22 protein-coding genes and 1 pseudogene are annotated in these 20,642 nt (G+C 62.9%); 9 read left to right on the forward strand and 14 right to left on the reverse strand.

Annotation, left to right across the window (positions count from 1 at the left end; all coding sequences use genetic code 11):
- Positions 1–70: 70 nt before the first annotated feature.
- Complete coding sequence (gcvA, locus tag HOP59_RS01945) at positions 71–991, forward strand: transcriptional regulator GcvA (RefSeq protein ID WP_234252616.1); 921 nt, start codon at positions 71–73, stop codon at positions 989–991.
- On the opposite strand, the gene HOP59_RS01950 is transcribed toward gcvA, so the two are convergent.
- From HOP59_RS01950 to HOP59_RS01970, 5 genes are all read right to left on the reverse strand, one after another.
- On the reverse strand, positions 986–1,804 hold the full coding sequence (locus tag HOP59_RS01950) for a sigma-70 family RNA polymerase sigma factor (RefSeq protein WP_234252617.1): 819 nt from the start codon (positions 1,802–1,804) through the stop codon (positions 986–988). The genes gcvA and HOP59_RS01950 overlap by 6 nt on opposite strands.
- Positions 1,804–2,136, reverse strand: coding sequence for a putative quinol monooxygenase (locus tag HOP59_RS01955; RefSeq protein WP_234252618.1), 333 nt, complete (start codon positions 2,134–2,136; stop codon positions 1,804–1,806). The genes HOP59_RS01950 and HOP59_RS01955 overlap by 1 nt, the downstream gene beginning before the upstream one ends.
- Before the next feature lie 133 nt (positions 2,137–2,269).
- Positions 2,270–2,434 (reverse strand): hypothetical protein, encoded by a 165-nt coding sequence (locus tag HOP59_RS01960; RefSeq protein WP_234252619.1) that lies wholly within the window; start codon positions 2,432–2,434, stop codon positions 2,270–2,272.
- Between the two features lie 71 nt (positions 2,435–2,505).
- Positions 2,506–3,084 (reverse strand): pyridoxamine 5'-phosphate oxidase family protein, encoded by a 579-nt coding sequence (locus HOP59_RS01965; protein ID WP_234252620.1) that lies wholly within the window; start codon positions 3,082–3,084, stop codon positions 2,506–2,508.
- A gap of 56 nt (positions 3,085–3,140) precedes the next feature.
- Positions 3,141–3,686, reverse strand: coding sequence for a carboxymuconolactone decarboxylase family protein (locus tag HOP59_RS01970; protein ID WP_234252621.1), 546 nt, complete (start codon positions 3,684–3,686; stop codon positions 3,141–3,143).
- A 142-nt stretch (positions 3,687–3,828) separates the two neighbouring features.
- On the opposite strand from HOP59_RS01970, the gene HOP59_RS01975 reads away from it, so the two are divergent.
- Entirely contained in the window at positions 3,829–4,734 is a 906-nt protein-coding gene (locus HOP59_RS01975; RefSeq protein WP_234252622.1) for a LysR family transcriptional regulator, read from the forward strand.
- Here HOP59_RS01975 and HOP59_RS01980 read toward each other — a convergent pair.
- Together HOP59_RS01980 and HOP59_RS01985 are read right to left on the reverse strand one after the other, a co-directional pair.
- Positions 4,731–5,168: a VOC family protein gene (locus HOP59_RS01980; RefSeq protein ID WP_010629822.1), complete on the reverse strand. Its 438-nt coding sequence runs from the start codon at positions 5,166–5,168 to the stop codon at positions 4,731–4,733. The two genes, HOP59_RS01975 and HOP59_RS01980, sit on opposite strands and share 4 nt — an antisense overlap.
- 81 nt (positions 5,169–5,249) lie before the next feature.
- On the reverse strand, positions 5,250–6,209 hold the full coding sequence (locus HOP59_RS01985; RefSeq protein ID WP_234252623.1) for a helix-turn-helix transcriptional regulator: 960 nt from the start codon (positions 6,207–6,209) through the stop codon (positions 5,250–5,252).
- Positions 6,210–6,324: 115 nt separating this feature from the next.
- Between HOP59_RS01985 and HOP59_RS01990 the strand changes: the two genes are divergently transcribed.
- The gene (locus tag HOP59_RS01990) at positions 6,325–7,032 is read left to right on the forward strand and encodes a glutathione S-transferase family protein (RefSeq protein ID WP_010629820.1); all 708 of its coding nucleotides are present in this window, start codon (positions 6,325–6,327) and stop codon (positions 7,030–7,032) included.
- A gap of 201 nt (positions 7,033–7,233) precedes the next feature.
- On the opposite strand, the gene HOP59_RS01995 is transcribed toward HOP59_RS01990, so the two are convergent.
- Together HOP59_RS01995 and HOP59_RS02000 are read right to left on the reverse strand one after the other, a co-directional pair.
- A complete protein-coding gene (locus HOP59_RS01995; RefSeq protein WP_234252624.1) occupies positions 7,234–9,555 on the reverse strand; it encodes an autotransporter domain-containing protein in 2,322 nt (773 codons plus the stop codon).
- 450 nt (positions 9,556–10,005) lie between these two features.
- Positions 10,006–10,368: an antibiotic biosynthesis monooxygenase family protein gene (locus HOP59_RS02000; protein ID WP_234252625.1), complete on the reverse strand. Its 363-nt coding sequence runs from the start codon at positions 10,366–10,368 to the stop codon at positions 10,006–10,008.
- 123 nt (positions 10,369–10,491) lie between these two features.
- On the opposite strand from HOP59_RS02000, the gene HOP59_RS02005 reads away from it, so the two are divergent.
- On the forward strand, positions 10,492–11,211 hold the full coding sequence (locus tag HOP59_RS02005) for an ArsR/SmtB family transcription factor (protein ID WP_234252626.1): 720 nt from the start codon (positions 10,492–10,494) through the stop codon (positions 11,209–11,211).
- Here HOP59_RS02005 and HOP59_RS02010 read toward each other — a convergent pair.
- The gene (locus HOP59_RS02010) at positions 11,187–11,606 is read right to left on the reverse strand and encodes a VOC family protein (RefSeq protein ID WP_010629816.1); all 420 of its coding nucleotides are present in this window, start codon (positions 11,604–11,606) and stop codon (positions 11,187–11,189) included. The genes HOP59_RS02005 and HOP59_RS02010 overlap by 25 nt on opposite strands.
- A gap of 177 nt (positions 11,607–11,783) precedes the next feature.
- On the opposite strand from HOP59_RS02010, the pseudogene HOP59_RS23640 reads away from it, so the two are divergent.
- Together HOP59_RS23640 and HOP59_RS02015 are read left to right on the forward strand one after the other, a co-directional pair.
- Positions 11,784–11,942: pseudogene (locus HOP59_RS23640) on the forward strand (glycosyltransferase); the annotation flags it as partial.
- Positions 11,943–12,008: 66 nt separating this feature from the next.
- Positions 12,009–12,905: a glycosyltransferase gene (locus HOP59_RS02015; protein ID WP_234252627.1), complete on the forward strand. Its 897-nt coding sequence runs from the start codon at positions 12,009–12,011 to the stop codon at positions 12,903–12,905.
- Positions 12,906–13,010: 105 nt separating this feature from the next.
- On the opposite strand, the gene HOP59_RS02020 is transcribed toward HOP59_RS02015, so the two are convergent.
- Positions 13,011–13,781 carry an SDR family oxidoreductase gene (locus HOP59_RS02020; RefSeq protein ID WP_234252628.1) on the reverse strand — a complete coding sequence of 257 codons (771 nt, stop codon included), beginning with the start codon at positions 13,779–13,781 and terminating at the stop codon, positions 13,011–13,013.
- A gap of 241 nt (positions 13,782–14,022) precedes the next feature.
- On the opposite strand from HOP59_RS02020, the gene ada reads away from it, so the two are divergent.
- Positions 14,023–15,132 (forward strand): bifunctional DNA-binding transcriptional regulator/O6-methylguanine-DNA methyltransferase Ada, encoded by a 1,110-nt coding sequence (ada, locus tag HOP59_RS02025; RefSeq protein ID WP_234252629.1) that lies wholly within the window; start codon positions 14,023–14,025, stop codon positions 15,130–15,132.
- A gap of 7 nt (positions 15,133–15,139) precedes the next feature.
- Here the strand turns inward: ada and HOP59_RS02030 are convergent, their stop codons facing one another.
- Positions 15,140–15,682, reverse strand: a complete 543-nt coding sequence (locus HOP59_RS02030; RefSeq protein WP_267965818.1) for an Lrp/AsnC family transcriptional regulator — start codon at positions 15,680–15,682, stop codon at positions 15,140–15,142.
- 67 nt (positions 15,683–15,749) lie between these two features.
- Between HOP59_RS02030 and HOP59_RS02035 the strand changes: the two genes are divergently transcribed.
- Positions 15,750–16,919 carry an MFS transporter gene (locus HOP59_RS02035; protein ID WP_234252630.1) on the forward strand — a complete coding sequence of 390 codons (1,170 nt, stop codon included), beginning with the start codon at positions 15,750–15,752 and terminating at the stop codon, positions 16,917–16,919.
- Between the two features lie 26 nt (positions 16,920–16,945).
- Complete coding sequence (locus HOP59_RS02040; protein WP_234252631.1) at positions 16,946–17,341, forward strand: VOC family protein; 396 nt, start codon at positions 16,946–16,948, stop codon at positions 17,339–17,341.
- A 78-nt stretch (positions 17,342–17,419) separates the two neighbouring features.
- Here HOP59_RS02040 and HOP59_RS02045 read toward each other — a convergent pair whose 3' ends face one another.
- Complete coding sequence (locus HOP59_RS02045) at positions 17,420–19,384, reverse strand: tripartite tricarboxylate transporter permease (RefSeq protein ID WP_010629809.1); 1,965 nt, start codon at positions 19,382–19,384, stop codon at positions 17,420–17,422.
- 85 nt (positions 19,385–19,469) lie between these two features.
- Positions 19,470–20,585, reverse strand: a complete 1,116-nt coding sequence (locus HOP59_RS02050) for a Bug family tripartite tricarboxylate transporter substrate binding protein (protein WP_051004687.1) — start codon at positions 20,583–20,585, stop codon at positions 19,470–19,472.
- Positions 20,586–20,642: the final 57 nt, after the last annotated feature.

Here is a 20,642-nt window from a genome sequence, read left to right on the forward strand (position 1 = left end):
TAGCTTGTGCCAAGCATTGATTGGCAACAAACGACGATTCTTTTTTGATATCGGAAAATTAAACTCATCCATGATGCCGCGACGACTCCCTTCGCTCTCCGCCCTGCGCGCCTTCGAGGCGGCGGCGCGCCACCTCAGCGCCAAGCGTGCTGCCGAGGAGCTGTCGGTCACGCCGACGGCGATCAGCCATCAGATCCGCCAGCTCGAAGAGAGTCTGGGCGTTGCCCTGTTCGTGCGGCGGCCGCGGCAACTGGTGCTGACGACTCAGGGCCAGGCGCTGCTCACCGTGCTGAGCGACTCCTTCGACGCCATCGACGAGACGGTGACCAAGCTGCGCCGTCCGCCGACGCGGCAGGCGGTAACGCTCTCCACCACTCCGGCCGTGGCAGCACGCTGGCTACTGCCCTGGGTCTGCCTGCTGCGCGATGCCCACCCGCAGATCGACCTGAGCATTCAGGTTTCCCACCAAGCGGTTGCCCTGGATGGTGTCGTCGCTGATATGGCGATTCGCTATGGCGAGGGCCCCTGGCCCGGGCTGGTCGCGGAGAAGCTGTTCGACAATGTTTTCGTCCCCGTTTGCAGCCCCATGCTGAAGCTGCGTGAACCGGCCGAACTGGTACGCCATACGCTGCTGCACTTCTCTTCGCCCGCGCCGTTGGACTGGGCGGCCTGGCAGCGCCAGGTCCAGGTACCGGGGCTCGACGTCAGCGCCGGACTGATGTTCTCCGACGAGACCCATGGCATCGCCGCTGCCCTGGACGGCCAGGGCATAGCCCTGATGAGCCGGTATCTGGTCGAAGAGGAGCTGCGTCAGGGGCGCCTGGTTCAGCCATTCGGCCCCGAGGTGAAGGCCGCTCCCTTCCAGCTCGTCTACCCGCCCGAGCGGCTCGAGGAGCCGGCCATTGCTGCCGTGCGAGAATGGATCATCGGGTTGCTGGATCCCCAGGCCAGAGAGAGCGGTTGCCGTGCGATAGTCGAGCGCCAGTCATGACCTCAGTCGTGTCAGCTTGTCGGGATTGCGCACGATGAAGATATCCGTGGCCTGGCCTGAGCGGTCGTAGCCGAAGGTCACCGTCGCGACGACGCTTCCCTCTCGGTACATCATGAAACCGGGACCGCCGTTGATGTCGGCCACGCGCCACAGATAGTCAGCCCAGTATTGGCTCAGGCGGCTGGCCAGGAAGTCGAGTTCGGCGCTGAGGCGGACCTCGGCCGAGAGCAGGTTCGCTAGCCGCGCCGTGGTGCCTTCGGTGATGGCGAGCCGGAACGCTTCCAGCAGCGCCTGCTGGCGCTCCCGCGGAGGAGCATGGCGCTGCTCGGCAGCCAGCAGGTTGGCTCGCGCCCGGGAAACCAACTTGCGGCAGGCCGGCTCCTTGAGTTCGAGCATGGTGGCGATTTCGGCGTAGGGCGTGTCGAAGATCTCATGCAGCAGGTAGGCTACCCGCTCCTTGGGCGAGAGGCGTTCCAGCAGCAGCAGGAAGGCGGTGGAGAGAGAGTCGGCCAGCTGCATGCTGCGTTCCGCATCGGATACGGCGGTGGTCGGGATGGGCTCGGGCAGCCAGGCACCCACGTAGTCGACCCTGGCCCGGTGGGCATTGCCCAACAGATCGAGGCAGCGTCGCGTGCAGGCCGTAGTCAGCCAGGCGTGAGGCGTATCGATAGCCTCACGATCCGCTGCCTGCCATTTGAGAAAGGTGTCCTGCACCGCATCCTCGGCGTCGGCGCGCGAGCCGAGGATGCGATAGGCCAGCCCCAGCAGCATGGGGCGGGCCTCTTCGAAGCGCAGAAAATCGGCAGAAGGCATCAGGCTGTCTCGGCTATCGGCGCTGAGCTGTCCTTGGCCCAGGCCACCGTGGCGGCGTGGATCACAGGCGGATGGGCCAGCAGGGGCGACACTGCTGCCATATAGGCATCGTAGGCCGGCCCCTGCATGAAAGCCTGTGGATCCGCGCCGACGGCATAGCGCTGGAAGACGCGAATGGTGTCGGGATCGCTGTCATCGTAACAGTAGAAATAGGCGTCGTGGGCCTGGCGCGCCTGGATGCTCGGCATCAGGTGGGTCTCCCAGGCGCGGCGTACCTCGTCGCGCTTGCCGGGCAGTGCCTTGTGGGTGATGAATAGAGTGCTCTGGCTCATGTGTGGCTCCTGAATCGCTGAGGTAGAGAGGCGAAGGCCGAGTGGCCGTCACTGTCATGACGATTCAGGTGGGCGTAATGTGACATGCGCCTGCCCGCCTTTCGTTCGAATTATCAGGTGAGCCAGACAGGCACTACTCTCGCTCCGGATGGAGCGGCATCAGTCGACCACGTTCACGATAGAGCCCGATGTCGCGCAGCATACGGGCATCGCACTCTTTCAATGCGACATGATGACGATGGTTGGCAGAGCGGTAGCGGCCTTGTTTGAACCAAGACTTGAGCTTGGGCAGTTTCATGTTGCCTCCCTAGGCGGTATATCCCTGCAACTTGCCGATTCCCATCATGGGAATCACTCCGTTCATTGCCTTCAAAAGGCCGAACCGGGGCTGTTAGCGGGGAAGCGTTCGCTGATTTCCGCCACGGTGAAACGCGGCGTGATGTGCTGCGGGCAGTTGAAATCGAACGCCTCGATGTCGATCGCCAAGCCTCTCTCTACCCGGGCGCGGTAGGTGGGCAACTCCAGCCGAGCCAGCAGGGCAGCGTCGTCCTCTTCGTGGACGATGCGTGCCCGGCCCCAGATCTTCAGCCGCCGCCGGTTGGCGTAGTCGATCAGGAACAGCATCGTCCTGTCGTCATGGGCAATGTTGCCCGCACTGATGTACTGCCGGTTGCCGATGAAATCGGCGAAACCGAGGGTGTGATCGTCAAGGCACTGCAGGAAGCCGGGCGGCCCACCACGGTGCTGCACATAGGGCCAGCCATTTTCGCCGACGCTGGCCATGAAGAAGTGGTCCTGGGCGGCAATGAATTCGCGAATCGGCGCGCTGAGAACGTCACGTTCGACTTCGGCCGGGTCGACGGGCTTGGTGGCTTCCCGACTGCCGTAGCGAGCCTGGGCGGCGCGAACCGAAGGGGTATAGGTGAGTATCTTGAAGGCACGTGTCATAGCGAAGTTCCTCGATAGGTGCCGCTCAGGAGGAGCGGCACCGCAACGGCTTCGGGTCAGGCAACCGAATCCAGGGTGACCCGGTCGAAGTCGATTTCCACGCGGCTGGCCTTGCCGAGGATATTGGTCAGCAGGTTCAAGCCCACATGGGTGATGATCTCGACGATCTCGCCGTCGCCATAGCCGGCATCGCGTACGGCCTGCAGCTCTGCCGTGGTTACCTCGCCCATGTGCTCGACCAGAGCGCGGGCGAAAGCGACTGCGGCAGCGGCTTTGGCGTCCTGGCTGGTGCCGCGGCGATTGGCGATCATTTCGTCGATGGTCAGCCCAGCGCCCTGGCCAAGCGTCGAGTGTGCGGAAAGGCAATATTCGCAGCCGTTTTGCTGCGCCAGCGCCAGGGCGATACGCTCCCGGGTTCGCAGGTCGAGACGGCCCGACTTGGCGATGCCATGCAGGCCGAGAAAGGCCTCCAGCGCCTTCGGTGAATTGGCAAACACCTTCAGGAAGTTAGGCACCACGCCCAGTTGTGACTGAATCGCATCGAATAGGGCCTTCTGCTCGGCATCGGCGGTTTCCAGACTGACGACGTTGATACGGCTCATGACAAAGCTCCACTTGGTTTGAACGCCCGCTTTATGTGCGGCGTCGCAGCGTGAGCTGCGGACACGGCAAGCTTGACGAATTTCGAAACCTTGAAGAATCGTCATAGAATGCAATTGGCTATTTCTTTTTTCGGAACAATAAATGGATCGCTTTCACCTGATGACGGTATTCCTCGCCGTGGCGGAGGAGGAGAGCTTTGCCGGGGCAGCCCGCCGTCTGGGGCTCTCGCCGCCCGCCGTGACGCGCGCCGTTGCCGAGCTGGAGGAGCGTCTGGGCGTGCGTCTGCTGACGCGCACGACTCGAGTAGTGAGGGTGACCGAAGCGGGGGCGAGCTATCTCGACGACTGCCGCCGCATTTTGCAAGACGTCAAGGAGGCCGACGAATCGGCGGCGGGGCTTGCCGCTATGCCGCGCGGACAGCTCAACGTGACCGCACCGGTGCTGTTCGGCAGGCTTTTCGTGCTGCCGACCCTGCTCGATTACCTGGCGGAGTATCCCGAGGTCAACGCGAATGCGGTGTTCCTGGACCGGGTGGTGAATCTGGTCGACGAGGGTTTCGACGTGGCGGTGCGGATCGGCGAGCTGCCTGACTCAACGCTACGCGCCGTGCGCGTCGGTCAGGTGCGGCGTGTGGTTTGCGGTGCTCCTAGTTACTTCGAGCGTCATGGATGGCCACAGCATCCGGATGACCTCGGCCAGCATCGCATCGTCATGGCCAGCGGCATCTCCTTGCAGCCGGAGTGGACGTTTTTTTCCAAGACCGGAGAAAAGGGGGCTTCGTACCGGCTCAAGCCGCGCCTGGTGATCAACGTCAACGACGGTGCCGCGCAGGCAGCGGCCGCTGGCTGGGGAGTGACGCGTCTGCTGTCGTATCAGGTCACACCGCAGCTCGAGCGCGGCGAACTGGTCACGGTGCTCGAGGACTTCGAAGCGCCGCCGCTACCCGTGCATATCGTGCATCGAGAGGGGCGCCGCCCGGCGGCCAAGGTTCGGGCCTTCATCGATCTGCTGGCCGGGCGGCTGAGAGAGGAAGCCGTGCTGCGCTAGGCGGCGGCCTGCTGCTCCTTGTCGTAGTTGATCATCCAGGCGACGCCGAACTTGTCCACCAGCATGCCGAAACGATGCGCCCAGAAGGTCTCTTCGAGGGGCATCTGCACGTTGCCGTTGTCGGCCAGCGCATTGAAGAGCTTTTCGGCCTGCTCAACGGAGTCGACTCCCACCGCGATGCTGGCGCCCTTGATGCCTTCGTAGGGCGCGGGGCAACCGGGGGAGTTATCCGATGCCATCAGCAGTTGATCGCCGATGCGCAGGCGGGCGTGCATGATCAGGTCGCGGGCTTCCTCGGGTATTTCCATGCCTTCACTGGCGGGCATTTCGCCATAGGTGGATACGGCTTCGAGCTTGGCATCGAAGCAGCGCTGGTAGAACTCGAAGGCTTCGCGACAGTTGCCGTCGAAGATCAGGTAGGTGGAAAGCTGCATGGTGAATCTCCAGGGGTTGTTGTTGGTACCGCTTCCCTACTTCGATTCAACATAGTCGCTTTCGACATGCCCCTTTATTTTTTAACGGCCAGTTGGCATGGCCAGACGCTGGAGGCGAACGGCCTGCTGGACAAGGGCATCGCAAAGCGCCGGTGGGTCGAGGATTTCGAAGTCGTAGGGCTGATGGGCGAGCTGGCGAGCGAACCAGGTCAGGCTGTCGGTTCGAGCATGCAGCAGCACGGCGTTGCCGTCGGGAGTGAACACGCCGATATGGCGACCCAGCTCTTCGACGGCATGAGCAAGATCGGTGTGCAGGCGCACGCTGACGGCGGTGGCGCGGGGCAGGTTGGCGATGCTGTGGGCTAGGTGTGCGGCCGGGTCGAAGTCGGCCGGCCTGTCGAAGCTGGCCTCGAGCGGTGTGGCCTCAATGATGCGGTCGAGGCGAAAGCTGCGCAGGTCGCGGCGTAAGTGGCACCAGCCGCTGACGTACCAGCGCCCGCCGCGGAAGACCAGGCCATAGGGGTTGAGCACACGCTGGGTGTGCTGCTCCCGGTCGTCGCGGTAGTCGAGCCGCACGCGCTGGCGGGCCTGGGTGGCGGTGGCGAACAATAGCAGCAGGCGCTCGTCGCCCGGAGCCCTGGCCGAGGGCAATTCCAGCCGGGCGCTCTCGCTCAGTGCCTGTGCCTGCTGTTTCAGCCTGGCGGGCATGACCCGCTCCAGCTTGGCCCGCGCGGTGTCCAGCGCCGGGGCCGTTTCGGCAATGCATAACCCTTGAGCGGCGAGCAGCCCCAGCGAGACGGCCAGCGCCTCTTCGCTGGTCAGCATCAGCGGTGGCAGCTTGAAGCCCGGCATCAGGCGGTAGCCGCCGTGCCGTCCCCGCTCGGTGGTGACGGGAATACCGAGCTCTTCCAGCGCCTGGATGTACCGCCTAAGCGTACGCCGGTCGACGCCCAGCCGTTCGGCTAGCTCCCGGCCGCTCATGTGGCGATGGGCCTGCAGCAGTTCGAGCAGTGTCAGCACGCGAACGGTGGGATTGGCCACGCTGAAGGTTCCTGTTTCCAATAGGACATGATTCGCCCTATTTAGCCATTACCTTGCTGACAAGGCCAAGCGCAGAGGGCGCTGGCTTTTCTCACTCTCAACAAGGAGCAAGACAATGGAACCCGTTCTCTTCTATGGCGTACCGCAAGGTTGTTCGTTCGGCTCTATCGTGGCGCTCGAGTGGCTGGGCAAGCCCTATCGCCTGTGCCGCATCGAGATGCTGGAGCAGCCCTGGGATGCGCTTTATGCCAAGATCAATCCTCTTTTCAAGACACCGGCATTGCTGCTGGAGGATGGCGAGCCTCTGACCGAGAGCCTGGCGATTCTGCAGCACCTGGCGGCACGCGACCTCGATGCGCGGCTGGGCTTCGCGCAGGGCAGCCGGGAGTTCGATCGCCTCAACCAGATGCTGGCCTACCTCAACACGGACTTCTTCGCCGCCTTCGGTCCACTCTGGACCCTCTACGATACGCAAGGAATGAGCGGTGTGGAGCAGGAAATGCTGCGCCGGCTGGGCCGCGAGTCTGTGGCAGAGAGCTGCGCTTATCTGGATAAACTGCTTGCCGAGCGGGAATGGTTGCTGGGCGATGCGCGCAGCATGGCGGATGCCTACTTCGTCGGTATTGCTCGCTGGGCCGAGTACCATCGCCTGTTCGACCTGAAGCAGGAATATCCCAACCTGGCGCGGCATCTGGCGAAACTCAAGGACGACCCGGCCGTGCGCTTCGCCGAGGCCATCGAGCGCGGCGAACTGCCGACGGGGGTGGGCCACTTCAAGGGGCACGTGAGCCTGCATGAATTGGAGTCGCGTCTGGCTGCCTAGGTTTGGCCACGCGCAGGCGATAGTCGTCGAAGACCACTTCGCGGCCCTGAGCCTGGGCCGCGCCGTGGTATTCGAGCTTGGGCATCGAAGCTGTCGAGGGGGGTTAGTGTCGATGGCATTTTCCAGAGGCCTGGTAGGTTGTCGCAAAGTGCCGTGGAATTGGATCAGGCAGCAACGTTGCTTACTTCGTCTGCTGCTATTCTAGAAGTTCCAGGTGATGCCGGCGGTGGCGCCGAGTGCTAGGGCCTGAGTTTCGCCGCTGCGGCTTGTGAGTTGGGCGTAGAGCTGGGCGCGGTCGTTGGCTTGCCAGACTGTGGCGAACGAGCCCTCTGCCCAGTCGCTGTCGCCAAGCCCCGGGGTCATGACCTGGGTCAGGCCCAGCGTGGTGGCGTTGACCGTTCCGGCGTCGCCGTCGAGGCGCCGGGCCCAGGCGGCGCTGGCCTGAACCTCTAACGTTGGAGACACACTGTGCGCAATCTCTGCGCCTAGACGGCTCACGGTCGAACGGCCGTCCTGATCGGAAACGCTAGCTGCGAAGGCTCCGCCGTGTTCTTCATAGCCCTTGAGCTCACTGCGCGACCACTGCACCTCGGCGAAGGGTGTCAGGCTAGTGGCGCTAGCGACGGGGAAGGCCCAGCCGGCGTTAAGTGCAAGACCGTAGCCTAGGCCATCGGTATCCCCTTGTGAGCTGTCGATGCCAGCGCCATTCTGATAACGCCGATCAGTGCGGACATCCAACTGTGCCAAGTAGGCAGCCGCGCCCAGGCGCAGACCGTTGGCTCCTTCATAGGCTGCAAAGGTCGAGCCGCCCAGCGCATCCAGGCGGCTTTCGCCGCCGAAGTCCAGGTCGAAGCGGCTGTAGGAGCCGATGACGCCGCCGCCAACACGCCAGCCTGGCGAGACATCGGCGGCGAGGCCCACTGCCCCATCGAGCCCCCAACTGCCGCTCTCGCCGAAATACCCATTGCCCAAGTTGCCGAGGGCATAGAACGACCAGCGCGAGGCCCGGGGCGCGCCGTAGGAGACGTTAGGGGCGAGCGAAGCCATCTGAACGTTGCCGGTGAGACGATCGGGCAAGGATTGAGAACCGCTGAACAGTCGCGCGACGGTTAGGGTTTGGCCCAGGCCGCCCATGACCGCGCCTTGCGCTTGCTGCCCGGCCGCACCGGTATCGGCCAGCGCTCGAGACAACCGCTCCGGCGTCGTCAGGCCAGGCGGAGGGCCGTCCTCATCGATCGGCAGGTACACGATGAAGCCTTGGCTGTCGGCGCCCGTCCAACCTGCGCCTACGATGATCTCGCCATCCCCGCTGACGCCGGTGGCGTCCGCCAGTTCCCAGCCGCTTATATCGACGCCCTGGGCTGTTAGCAGATCCTCCAGGCTTTGCATGCCGGTGCTTTCCATCCAGCGGAATGCCTGAGAATCCGTACCGTCCGGAGCTGTGGCGGCTCCCACGATGACCTGACCGTCCGCGTTTACGGCGTGGGCCATGCTTTCGCCTCTACCTGCGAAGAGGCCGAGATCTCGCATGCCGCCGCTTTCGGTCCAACGGAAGGCGCGAGTGCCGTCGCTGCTCTCGCTGAAACCAACGATCACGAGGCCGTTGGCGCTGATGGCGCTGGCCTCGCTTGCGGCGCCGCCATCGAGGACGCCGAGGCTTTCCATCCCGTCGGCCTCCGTCCAGCGGAAGGCGCGAGTGCCATCGCCGCTGGTGCTTCGGCCAACCACGATCTGGCCGTCCCCGCTTACGCCCCGGGCCGAACTGGTCCCGCCGTCCAGAGCGCTGAGGTGTTGCATGCCCCCAAAATCCGTCCAGCGGAAAGCGCGAAGGCCGTCGATGCTATCGCTCTCGCCCACTACGACCGAGCCATCGGCGTTGACGCCATAAGCGTTGCTTGTCGCTCCGCCAGGGAGTGTGCCGAGGATCTGCGTTCCACCATCGTTAGTCCAGCGTACGGCTTCTCGTGTTCCGAAGGACCCTTCGTATCCGACAACGACCGAGCCGTCGGAGTTAACGGCGTAGGCACGGCCAGCGCCTGGGCCGAGGCTTGTCATGCCGGCGACGCTTGTCCAGCGGAAGGCTCGGTTATCGCTGATCCCCACCACGACCAAGCCGTCGGCGCTTACACCCGCCGCATCGCTGTCGTTACCGGAAAGACCTCCCAAACCATCCAAGGACTGTCCCCAGCTCACCTGCGGCAGCAGCAGCGTGGGCAGCGCCAGCGCGAGAGCCAGCCTCAGGCACCGCTTTCCTTGGTTGATCGTGGTTAGAGCCTTTGCGGCGAACGGGCTTTTCTGATGAGTATCGGCAGTGGAAGCTACGCGCATGGCCGGCAGGGGAGCAATTATCGCAGATATAGCCCATGAAATCGGCTTGGAGCGTCGACCGCCAGGCGTTGGCGCCATAGAGTACCAAGTTGGATTGCTGGCACCTTGGTAGTGAAGACGTTTGCCATCATACTCATGCTGGAACGTGTTGCCACCGCGCTGGATTGCGCTATTCATCCGATGCTGTTTATACACTCCAGATCTCGTTTTTGGCTGTCGCATAGTGGCGCACCTGCTTTTTTCATTAATCTTGTAGGAGGCGCAGTAAGAGGCCGACAGTCCTCTGGATTGATTGAGCAATTCGCTTCGCGCAAGCTCCATCAAACAGTCATGCTGAACGTTGAGCTGTAGGTCATATGCTCTTTTTTGTTAATGTCGAACAATCAGTGATGTCGCAATGAAAGCGCCCGCATGGTACATCTGGTGTTTTGTTACTATGGCTCACTAAGTATTTCATCTTGATACCAGAATTAATACCATACCACTGTAAAAGTTTGTAGTGCCACCTTCCCTTTGGATTATCAAAGCTTTGATGAGTAAATTCTCTAGGCGCCAGGCCACCTGGGTCTTGCCGGACCTGGTACTGGTGTTCTGCCAGCCGGCAGCGGCGCCCCGGTAAGTAAGGGCTTACCGGGGCGATGTCCTTCATCCGGAAGCAGACGAAGAATCATGACGCTCGCGGCTGTCGGCAGGCGCCTGGTCGCGTTCGTGCATGCCGTAGTCGCGCATCACCGTGGCCACGCGCAGGCGATAGTCGTCGAACACCACTTCGCGGCCCTGTGTCTGGGCTGCGCGGTGGCGTTCGAGTTGGCGCCACTGAGCGACGGCCTGCTCGTCGCGCCAGAAGGAGAGTGAAAGGATCTTGCCCGGCTGGGTGAGGCTTTCGAAGCGTTCGATGGAGATGAATCCGTCGATTTCATCGAGCAGCGGCCTCAGGCTGGCGGCGATGTCGAGGTACTGGTCGCGATGACCGGACTTGGGAATGACTTCGAAGATTACGGCGATCATTGGGAATCTCCTGTATCTGCGGTTGAGCGACTGACTGCTCTGAGCATGTTCAAGGGGTGAAGTCAGATTGTGTCTCGTTGGCCTATGCTTGTCAGACATAAACAGTTAGGTGGAGAGCTAACGATGGTTGAGCCGGACCTGTCACGCCTAGCCCGCACCATTGGCGATCCGAGCCGCATGGGTATGCTCGCCTTGCTGATGGAAGGCCGGGCATTGACCGCCAAGGAGCTGGCCTATGGCTGTGGCGTGCAGCCGGGCACGGCGACTGAGCATCTCAAGCGACTTCAGCGCGATAGCCTGATCGAGTCGACGGCCCAAGGGCGGCACAAGTACTACCGGCTGGCGTCGGCTGAGGTGGCGCATGCCGTCGAGGCGCTGATGGTAGTGGCCAAACCGATGAAGGTGGCGCCGCCGTGCAGGCGACCGGCAGGTGCCTTGGGGGCTGCGCGATTCTGCTATGACCACTTGGCCGGGGAACTGGGCACACGGCTGACGGCAGTACTGCTCGAAAGGGAGTACTTGGTCAACCATGGCGAGGCCATGGACGTGACGGAGCGAGGGAAGGTCTGGTTTGCCGACTTCGGCATAGATGTCACTTCCCTACGCAAGCGCCGTCGACGTTTTGCCTACCCCTGCCTCGACTGGAGCGAGCGGCGCGATCACCTCGGTGGGGCGCTGGGGGCCGCCGTGGCCGAGCGCATGCTGGAACTCGGTTGGATCGACCGGCAGAAGCACTCGCGGGTAGTGAGTATCAGCGAGCTGGGACGTCGGGCACTGGCGAGTGAGTTCGGGTTCGTGATCGACTCGCTGGCGAGCGATCAAACCGTCGCGATCTCATCGTAGCCGCGATTCAGGAACTGCACGAAACAGAAGCCGTGACCGAAGGGGTCGGCCATCAACGCCAGCTTGCCCCAGCTATCGGTGACGATGGGCTTTTCCTGGGTGGCACCGGCGGCGATGGCGCGTTCCACCGCGGTCTCGATGTCCTCTACCACCACGTCCAGATGCACCGGTGTCCAGTGACGCCTGTAGTGGCGCTGTGTACCTGATGCGGTGCCTTCCGTGGTGTAAGCCGGCGAGCCGGCGGCCTTGACCAGCAGGTAGATCGGCGCCGGGCCGCCGATCAGTTCGGCACCGTCGTCGCCGAAACGACGACCGACCTCGAGGCCAAAGGCGTGGACGTAGAAGTCGATGCCGCGCTCCAGGTCGTCCACGTCCAGGTTGACGAGAAAATCCATGCTGCCTCCTGCCATGCCATTCCAGTCATTAAAGATGGTAGGCGCTACCGATAAGTCGGTGCTTACTGAGGCGCCGTTCTGCGTTTGCAAGGTAGCAGCCGGGGAAGCCTGCGGCGCGCTCCATTCTTGTCATATAAACTCTGTCCTAGGTCTGAGCCTAAGAAAAGTGGGGGCGAGATGCGGATTTTACTAGCGACCTACGGTTCGCGTGGGGATGTCGAGCCCATGGTGGCCTTGGCGGTGGAGCTTCAGGCACTCGGAGCAGAGGTACGGCTTTGTGCGCCGCCGGACGAAGAGTTCAGGCTGCTGCTGGACCGTGCTGGGGTGTCCCTCGTGCCCTTCGGCAGGTCGTGGCGTTCATGGGCGACAAGTTCGTCGACTGCGGAGGAGCGCGTCCCGAGCGTGGATGATTTCGTCGCTGAGTACATTGCTGCGACCTATGAAACACTCATTGAATCAGCCGAGGGGTGTGACATGCTCGTGGCGAGCGGCATGCTGCACTTCACCGCAACTTCAGTGGCCGAAAAGTTGACCATTCCTCATCGGTTCGTGGTGTTTTGTCCGACCTTGCTGCAAACCCAAGGCTGGCATTCGCTTATTGGTGGGGCAATCAACCACCATCGGGCGTCGATCGGCCTGCCGGCGGTGATCGCCATGCGGGATTTCATGTTTACCGAACAGCCATGGGTAGCGGCGGACACGACCTTGAGCCAGGATCCGGGACTGGTGGACCTCAACGTGGTGCAGACCGATGCATGGTTCTTGCCGGACGAGCGACCGCTGCCAGCGGAGCTGGTCGCATTCTTGGAGACTGGGACTCCACCGGTCTACGTGGGCTTCGGCAGCATGCGTGTCCCAGAAGAGAGCGCTCGGGTTGCCATCGAGGCCATTCGTGCGCAAGGCCATCGAGTACTCCTCGCCCGTGGCTGGGCCGAGCTGTCTTCGGTCGATGACCAAGACGATTGCTTGATGGTCGACGAGGTCAACCAGCAGGCTCTGTTTCGTCGAGTGGCTGCCGTGGTGCATCACGGTGGCGCGGGCACGACGACCACGGCTGCCCGAGCCGGTGCTCCCCAGGTGATTGTGCCCCAGGCTGCCGACCAGCCGCACTGGGCTAGCCGTGTGGCCGCACTTGGTGTCGGTACGGTGCATGACGGATCGGTGCCAACCTTCGAGACGCTGTCAACTGCGCTCGGAAAGGTACTGACCCCCGACACGCGTAGAGCAGCAGCCGACCTGGCAGGCATGATGCGTCCCGATGGTGCACGCGTGGCTGCAAGGCGGTTACTCGGTAAGTAAGTGCTTACCGGGGTGGTGGTTGTTCCTGATAGGGTGGCAGCGCGTTTGAGGAACGACTTCATCGAAAGCGTTGCCGCCAAGCCAGGCGGCAACGCTTCGTATCAATCATGTACGGCTGATGGAGACGCCACCGTCGGCAAGCATGGCTGTGCCGGTAACGAAGCTCGAATCGTCGGAAGCCAGGTAGAGCGCCGCTCGGGCGATCTCTTCCGGTGTGGCCATGCGCTTGAGCGCATGCAGGCTTTCGACGAATGCGAGGACTTCCGGTCCGGCATCGGGGGCGTTGGTGATGCTGGCAGGTGTGTCAGTGCCGCCGGGCAGCAGGGCGTTGACGCGTATTCCATGGGCCCCCAGCTCCGTTGCCAGGCATTTCATCATGCCCAGCAGGCCGGCCTTGCTGGCGGCATAGGCGGACATGCCGGGCATGCCGACGGTGTGACCGACGAAGCTCGAGGTGAACAGCAGGCTGCCGCCGCCACGCTGCAGCAATGCCGGGATCTGGTATTTAGCCCCTAGAAACGCGGCGGTCAGGTTGGTATCCAGCACGCTGTTCCAGTCACTCGGCGCCATCTCCTGCAGCGGCCCCATCGACCCGATGATACCGGCGTTGTTGAAGGCGATGTCGAGCCCGCCGAAGCGCTCCAGGGCGGTAGCGACCAGGCGCTGCGCCAAGCGTTCGTCAGCTATGTCGCCGGCGACGGCAATGGCACGGCCGCCATCGTGTGCGATGGTTTCGACCAGGGCATCAAGTTCGCTCTGGCGGCGAGCGCTCACTATTACGCTGGCGCCTTCCTTGGCAAACAGGCGGGCAGTGGCATGGCCAATGCCCGAGCTGGCTCCGGTGACGATGGCGACCTTATCGGCAAGTCGTTTCATGGCACTATTCTCCTAGGTGTGGATATGAGATCGATGGCGACCCCATACCCACCTTGCCGATGCTGAGGTAAGCCCTCACTCCGCTTCTTGCCGTTAAAAAAATGAGCGGCTCGGTGATGCTATGCTGCGTTTGTCAGCGAATAGTCAGTTCACTTTGAAAGCAAGAGATGGAGTGTGCCAGGCGGGGATTGGGCTCATCCTGAACTCTCGGAGAACGCCGAAGCCACCGCGGGGGCCCGCCATGACCGAAACAGCCAGCGACTCACTTGCCGCCTTCGATTCCGATGAGGCGAAATGGGCGGCAGTGTCGAATCGTGATGCCAGCGCCGATGACGCCTTCGTCTATGCGGTACGCACCACGGGCATCTATTGTCGCCCGACCTGCCCGTCGCGTCGGCCACGTCGCGAGAACGTGGAGTTTCATGCCGACGCGGCGGCGGCCGAGCGGGCCGGCTATCGGCCTTGCCGGCGCTGCCATCCTCAGGAAGGCTCGCTGGCGCAGCGCAACGCCGAGCGCATTGCCCGTGCCTGCCGGCTCATCGAAGCCGCCGAGGACCTGCCTTCTCTCGATGAGCTGGCACAAGCCGCGGGGCTGAGCCGGTTTCATTTCCATCGGGTGTTCAAGTCGGTCACCGGGCTCACTCCCAAGGCCTACGCCGTCGCCTGTCGTGCGGATCGTGTGCGCCAGACCATGACGCAGCGTGAGACGGTCACCGAGGCGATGTACGAGGCGGGGTTCAACTCCAGCGGGCGCTTCTATGCCGGCGCCGACCGCATGCTCGGCATGACACCGAAGCGTTACCGCGCGGGTGGCCAAGGCGCCGAGATCCGCTTCGCGCTGGCCGAGTGCAGCCTGGGAGCGCTGCTGGTGGCGGCAAGCGACAAGGGCATTTGCGCCATCTCCTTGGGAGGCGACCCTGAAGCTTTGCTGCGCGAGCTGGAAGACCGCTTTCCTACGGCCAGCCTGATCCCCGGCGATACCGCCTTCGATGAATGGGTGGCCACGGTAGCCGGCTTCGTCGAGGCGCCCGAGGGTGCGCTGTCTCTGCCGCTGGACGTTCGCGGTACTGCCTTTCAGCGGCGTGTCTGGCATGCGCTGACCGAGATCCCCATCGGGACGACGCTAAGCTATGCCGAGCTGGCGACTCGTATCGGTTCGCCCAGGGCGGTGCGTGCCGTAGCACGGGCCTGTGCGACCAACACCTTGGCGTTGGCGGTGCCCTGCCATCGGGTGGTACGTAGCGACGGCGCGCTTTCCGGATACCGCTGGGGTGTGGAGAGAAAGCGCACGCTGCTCGAGCGTGAGGCGGCACTGGCGGATGCCGCCGTGCCGGAGAAGATACGGGAATGAAGTAAATTCAGCGCGGAGCTTCGTCCATGGGCGGCTCTTCCAGCGCCTCGGTGATGCCCGCTTGAGGTGTACGTTCCAAATAGGTGGAGAGCACCACATAGCTGCGTGTGGCCTTGATGCCCGGCATGGCATAGAGCCGAGCGAGCAGCCCCTCCAGCGCGCGGCTGCTGGCACAGCGCACCTTGAGCAGGGTGCAGGTGTCGCCGGCCACCGAATGGATCTCTTCCAGTTCGGGCAGTTCGGCCAGCGCTCTGAAGGTGCGGCTCTTGCTGCCCCCGGTGGTATCGACATGCACGAAGGCCAGGAAAGGCTTGCCGGTGGCGGGGCCGTCCAGCACCGCCACCGTACCGCGAATGCGCCCCGTGGCGCGCAGCCGCTTGACCCTTTCATGCACAGCCGGTGCCGACAGCCCCACGCGGCTGCCCAGTTCGGCATAGCTGAGCCCGGCGTCCACAGCCAGCTCGCCTAATATCGTTCGGTCGAAGGTGTCCAGAGGGCGGGCTTCTGGCCCCTTGTCCCGAACGATTTCTGTTTTTTCAGAATTCGGCATTTTCGTGATTGCTCCGAACGTGATTCCTTTCTTCAATGGTAATCTCGAACCCTATATGGAGCGAGCCGTGATCTCTCGTCGCGTACTCCTGCTGACCGCCGCCATTGCCGTGATCGGTGCCAATTCGCTGGCGCTGAGCCCTATCGCCGCCACGGTGGCGGCATCGTTTGCGGGCCGCAGCGCCGCCGATGTGGTAACGGCCGCGGCGCTCTATGGCCTGGCCACAGCGTTTAGTGCACTGATGCTGGCTTCGCTGAGCGATCGTATCGGCGCCGAGCGTGCCTTGATGCGGGCGCTGCTGGTGCTGTCGGCTTCCCTGGGCGCCGCTGCGCTTTCGCCGGCGCTGTGGATGATGATCGTCGCCCAGGCGCTGGCCGGCCTGGCGGCGGGCGTGGCGCTGCCGGCGATCTATACCCTCACCGCTCAGGTGGCCGAGAAGGGACGCGAGAGCCAGACGCTGAGCTTCGTGCTGACGGGATGGACGCTGAGTCTGGTGGTCGGGGTCGGCCTGGCGGCGCTGTTGGCCGATCTGTTGCACTGGCGTGCCGTCTTCTCCCTCTTGGCGCTGGCTGCCGTGGGGCTGGCGCTGGGGATCTCGCGTTGCCACGATTGGGGCGTGAGAGCGGTCGGTGAGGCGCCGAGCTCCACTCTCAAGGCCCTGCGAATTCCCGGCATTCATCCGGTGCTGTTGAACGTCGCGGCCTACATGACGGCGTTCTACGGCTTGTACACCTATCTCGGCCCACACCTGGGCGAGGTGCTGCAGCTTCCCACGTCCTTCGCCGGGCTGGCGATTGCCGTCTATGGCCTGGGCTTCGGCGCTGCCGCACCGCTGGGGCGGTTGGTCGACCGCTACGGTGCGACCGCTGCTGCCTGTGTCACCTTTGCCGGCCTGATGCTGGTCTATCTGGGGTTGATGGCGGCCGCCGCTCTTCCACCGGTGTTGCTGGCGCTTTGTCTTGCCTGGGGCGTGGCCAATCATCTCGGCTTGAACCTGCTCATGCGCCAGCTCGCCGAAATAGACCCGGCGCAGCGGGGAGCCATCATGGGACTGTATAGCGCCATCACCTATCTGTGCATGTTTGTCGGTGCGCTGCTCTATCGGCCGATCTTCACCCACTTCGGTTTTGCCGCCTGCGCCTGGGCCTCGGCGATGCTGGTGCTGCCGGCCCTGGGCTGGGCGCTGGGCCAGTGGCGCAAAAAGCAGGCTGAACTACGCTGCCATTCGGAGACATGATGAGTCGATAAAGGAGGTATCTCAGCATGATCGCCTACACCATGGTCGGAACTCGGGACCTGGAGCAAGCGCTGACATTCTACGATCCACTTTTCGCTGAAATGAGCTGGGACGTTTGCTGGAAAGACGAGGCCTGCGTCTCCTACGGCAAAGAGACCGACCTCGACTTCCCCAGGTTCATTGTCGGCTATCCCTTCGATGGTCATGAAGCCGGTGTGGGGAATGGCACCATGACCGCCTTCCAATTCGCGAAACCGGAGCAGGTCGACAGGCTGTACGAAATTGCCATCAGCAACGGAGGCAGTGACGAAGGTGCCCCGGGCTATCGGCCTCAATACGGCGAAGGTTTTTATGCAGCTTATGTGCGTGACCGCGATGGCAATAAGTTGGCCTTCGTCGTCTATCCGAGAGAGGCGGAATAATTCAGTCTCATTGGCGATGCTTCCGAGAGAAAACGAACCGCCGCGCAATTGAGCGGCGGTTCGTTCTTGAGTGACACCTCAGCCGAACAGTAATGGATCGATCAGTCCGCTCGGGTAGGTCAGGGTTAGCAGTTTCGCCATGCCTACCAGGAAGATCGCCACCCCAGCAGACATGGCGATAGCCACCCACGGTTTGAGACGTGCGATGAACATCAGGAAAGCCAGACAAAACAGCGTTGCGGTGGTGACGAGGCCGAACGTCAGGATCGCTCCGACCAAGGCGAAGAAGCCTGCCAACCAGACGACTTGCTGAAGTAGAGGCTGGTGTTGCCACGCTGGCTTACGGACAAGGCTGCGCAGGATTTCCAGCAGACAGGCGACGCCCATGATTGCCAGGGCCAGTCGGGGCATGAGGCCACCAAGCAGGCTGAGGTCGGCAAGGTGGAACCAGCCATAGGTGGCCATTCCCAGCAGAGCGGTAAAGATCACCAGATCAATGCCACCGATGGTTATCGGCTTGCTGCCGGTCGCAGGTGCTTCCCCAACCGCAGGCGCTTGCTCGGTATCGGTCGACCGGAGCTTACGCCAAAGCTGACGAAACATGGGCAAGAACAGGGCGGCGAGGATCATGGCGCCGATGATCAACACACCTGGGCGCATGAAGGCAGCGCTGCCTTGGAACTGAACGGCTTGGTAGAAGTAGGCTTCAGCGCCAGGTGCCAGGACGAAGCCGATCAGGAAAGCGGGGCGTGACCAGCCGGCCTGCTTGAACAGGACGCCAAGGGCACCGATCGCGCCGAGGGCCAGGAGGTCTCCCGGGGAGCGTGTTGCCTGGAAGGCCGCAAACATGATCAGCACTGTGATCAGAGGGGCCAGGATGACGAAGGGCACGCGGGTCAAGCTGGCAACTGGACGCGCCAGGCCCAGGCAGAACGCTGCACCGATGATGTTGGCCAAGGCCAGCGACCAGATGATGGTATAGGTCAGGTCTAGATTGGTCTCGATCATGCTGACGCCTGGCTGCAAGCCTAGCAGCAGCAGACCACCCAGGAAGACGGCGGCGGTGCCCGAGCCAGGCACGCCGAACAGCAGAGTGGGCACCATGGCGCCAGAGGCGCAGGCATTGTTGGCGGCTTCCGGTGCGATGACCCCGCGGATGTCGCCGTGGCCAAACTTGGATTTATCCTTGGCGCTCTGTACGGCATGGCCATAGGTCATCCAATCCACCACCGAGCCGGCGAGGCCGGGAATCGTGCCCAGCAGGCTACCGATGCCTGCACAGCGTGCTACCAGGCCACGGTTCTTGCCGACATCTTGGAGGCCTTGTTTCCATCCCTTGCCGAGTCGGGTGCGTTCCCCGGCGATGGCGCCACGCTTGACCAGCAGGTCGATGATCTCGGGAAGTGCAAAGATCCCAAGACCGATCACTACCAGCGGTACGCCATCGAAGAGATAGTTGATCTCGAAGTTGAGACGGAACTCCCCGGTGGCTGGCGCCATGCCGATGGTACCGATCAGCAGGCCCAGGCCGCAGGCGGCGAGCCCTTTGAGCAGGTCGCGTCCGGAGAGCACCGCTACCATCGATAGCCCGAGCAGGGTCAGCATGAAGAGCTCGGAGGAGGAGAACGACAGCACCACCGGCCGGGCGATCAGAATGAAACCCGTCAACACGGCGGCGCCGATCAGGCCACCGATCATCGAAGAAAGGAAGGCACTGGAAAGAGCCCGTGCCGCCTGGCCGCGCTTGGCCAGGGAGAAGCCGTCGATGACGGTGGCCTGGGAGGCGCTGGAGCCGGGAATGCCCAGCAGCACCGAGGCAAAGGTATCGCCGGTGGGAATCACGGCGACCAGACCCATCAGCATGCCGAGGGCGACACTCGGCTCCATGCCGTAGAGGAAGGGCAGCAGCAGCGCCATACCTGCGATGCCGCCGAGACCGGGAATGATCCCAACCACTAGGCCTACCAACACGCCGAGGACCATGTAGAGCAGATGATCCAGAGTGAACAGCTGCCCCAGACTGGAGAGAAGAATATCGAACATGAAATGCGGCTCTCGTGTTATGCGGTGAGTTGAACCCAAAGGTATCGGCCCTTGTCGCCAAGGGACCGATGCCCGTTCTCACGCGTCAGATACTCGCGCCGTGCTTAGTTTTCAGCCAGTCAGCCAGCCACTCGCGAAGATCGTCATCCAGCGCCATGGCTTGTTCGAGATGTCTCTCGACGACATCGCCAACGATCGGGGTGTAGGGGCCCAAGTGGGCGTCAGCCTCCTGCTTGAACTGTTCGGTCTCGACGAACTCGAGGGCCGCTTCCCGGTAAATCTCGACGAGCTCATCAGGCGTGCCTTTGGGCACCATGATCAGCTTCTGCAGCGTGAAGCCTGAGGCGAAGAACTTCTCATAGGCTTCATTGGCGGTGCCGCTCGGGGCCTCACCGTTGAGGTTTTCATAGACTTCGGTAAAGGTCGGCAGGTCGGGGAACGCCGGATCGCGCTCGATCTGCCCTTCTTCGTTCAGTACACCGAGCGAGAAGAGCGGGACGGCACGGCCCGACTCCACCAGGGGGGCCACACTGCTCAGATAGGCTGAGGTGGTCTGGAAGTCGATGTCCGCTTCGCCACGCTCGAAGGCCAGGCGACCCTCGCCACGGCCTTGCATGCCGGAGACGGCCTGAACGTCGACACCCAGCATATCGAGAGCGATCAGCACCGGCAGCTCGAGTCCGGTGTGACTTTGCACCGCCAGCTTGACTCGCTTTTCCAGCAGGGCGGCAATTGCGCTCTCGCTTTCCTCACCCAGGCTGGGCTGGGCGTAGACGACGCCACCGGTCGGGGTTGCCAGGATCGGTGTCCAGGTGGAGTAGTCGTAGCGTACCCGCCGGTCCCCGAGCATGGCGGGAAACTGGGTCGAGGCGGAGGTGCCTAGCCAGTCACTGCCGTCGCTCCTGGCCCGCGTGGCAAAGAGGTTGGCACCGTTGATTGAGCCGCCGCCCGGCACGTTGTCGATTGAAATGGTGGGCTCACCTGGAATGTGTTCGCTGAGCCAGGGGGAGAAGAAGCGGGCCCAGACATCGGTGCCACCGCCGACGCCGAAGGGAATGGTCCACTTGATGGTGCTGGGCACGTTTGCGTCCTGGGCTTGCACGGGGGTGGTGAGCGTCAAACCAAGCCCGGCAATTGCCAGGCTAAGGACGGCGGCTTTTTTCAACCGGCCAAGTGAGTTAGTGGTCTTGTGAGTGTTCATGGCGTGCTCCTGGGTTGTTGTCGTTTGTGGGTGTCAGGTCACCCGTTGATGGTGATG

The organism is Billgrantia aerodenitrificans (genome assembly GCF_021404405.1).
Taxonomy (GTDB): Bacteria; Pseudomonadota; Gammaproteobacteria; order Pseudomonadales; family Halomonadaceae; genus Halomonas; species Halomonas aerodenitrificans.

Excerpts from the sequence above, each read along its gene's own strand:
- ada (WP_234252629.1), top strand. The coding sequence starts at position 14,023 with ATGACCGAAACAGCCAGCGACTCACTTGCCGCCTTCGATTCCGATGAG.
- HOP59_RS02020 (WP_234252628.1), bottom strand. The coding sequence starts at position 13,781 with ATGAAACGACTTGCCGATAAGGTCGCCATCGTCACCGGAGCCAGCTCG.
- HOP59_RS01950 (WP_234252617.1), bottom strand. The coding sequence starts at position 1,804 with ATGCCTTCTGCCGATTTTCTGCGCTTCGAAGAGGCCCGCCCCATGCTG.
- HOP59_RS01980 (WP_010629822.1), bottom strand. The coding sequence starts at position 5,168 with ATGCAGCTTTCCACCTACCTGATCTTCGACGGCAACTGTCGCGAAGCC.
- HOP59_RS01970 (WP_234252621.1), bottom strand. The coding sequence starts at position 3,686 with ATGAGCCGTATCAACGTCGTCAGTCTGGAAACCGCCGATGCCGAGCAG.
- HOP59_RS01960 (WP_234252619.1), bottom strand. The coding sequence starts at position 2,434 with ATGAAACTGCCCAAGCTCAAGTCTTGGTTCAAACAAGGCCGCTACCGC.
- HOP59_RS01975 (WP_234252622.1), top strand. The coding sequence starts at position 3,829 with ATGGATCGCTTTCACCTGATGACGGTATTCCTCGCCGTGGCGGAGGAG.
- HOP59_RS02030 (WP_267965818.1), bottom strand. The coding sequence starts at position 15,682 with ATGCCGAATTCTGAAAAAACAGAAATCGTTCGGGACAAGGGGCCAGAA.
- HOP59_RS02045 (WP_010629809.1), bottom strand. The coding sequence starts at position 19,384 with ATGTTCGATATTCTTCTCTCCAGTCTGGGGCAGCTGTTCACTCTGGAT.
- gcvA (WP_234252616.1), top strand. The coding sequence starts at position 71 with ATGATGCCGCGACGACTCCCTTCGCTCTCCGCCCTGCGCGCCTTCGAG.
- HOP59_RS01965 (WP_234252620.1), bottom strand. The coding sequence starts at position 3,084 with ATGACACGTGCCTTCAAGATACTCACCTATACCCCTTCGGTTCGCGCC.
- HOP59_RS02005 (WP_234252626.1), top strand. The coding sequence starts at position 10,492 with ATGGTTGAGCCGGACCTGTCACGCCTAGCCCGCACCATTGGCGATCCG.
- HOP59_RS02040 (WP_234252631.1), top strand. The coding sequence starts at position 16,946 with ATGATCGCCTACACCATGGTCGGAACTCGGGACCTGGAGCAAGCGCTG.
- HOP59_RS01990 (WP_010629820.1), top strand. The coding sequence starts at position 6,325 with ATGGAACCCGTTCTCTTCTATGGCGTACCGCAAGGTTGTTCGTTCGGC.
- HOP59_RS02050 (WP_051004687.1), bottom strand. The coding sequence starts at position 20,585 with ATGAACACTCACAAGACCACTAACTCACTTGGCCGGTTGAAAAAAGCC.
- HOP59_RS02010 (WP_010629816.1), bottom strand. The coding sequence starts at position 11,606 with ATGGATTTTCTCGTCAACCTGGACGTGGACGACCTGGAGCGCGGCATC.
- HOP59_RS02000 (WP_234252625.1), bottom strand. The coding sequence starts at position 10,368 with ATGATCGCCGTAATCTTCGAAGTCATTCCCAAGTCCGGTCATCGCGAC.
- HOP59_RS01955 (WP_234252618.1), bottom strand. The coding sequence starts at position 2,136 with ATGAGCCAGAGCACTCTATTCATCACCCACAAGGCACTGCCCGGCAAG.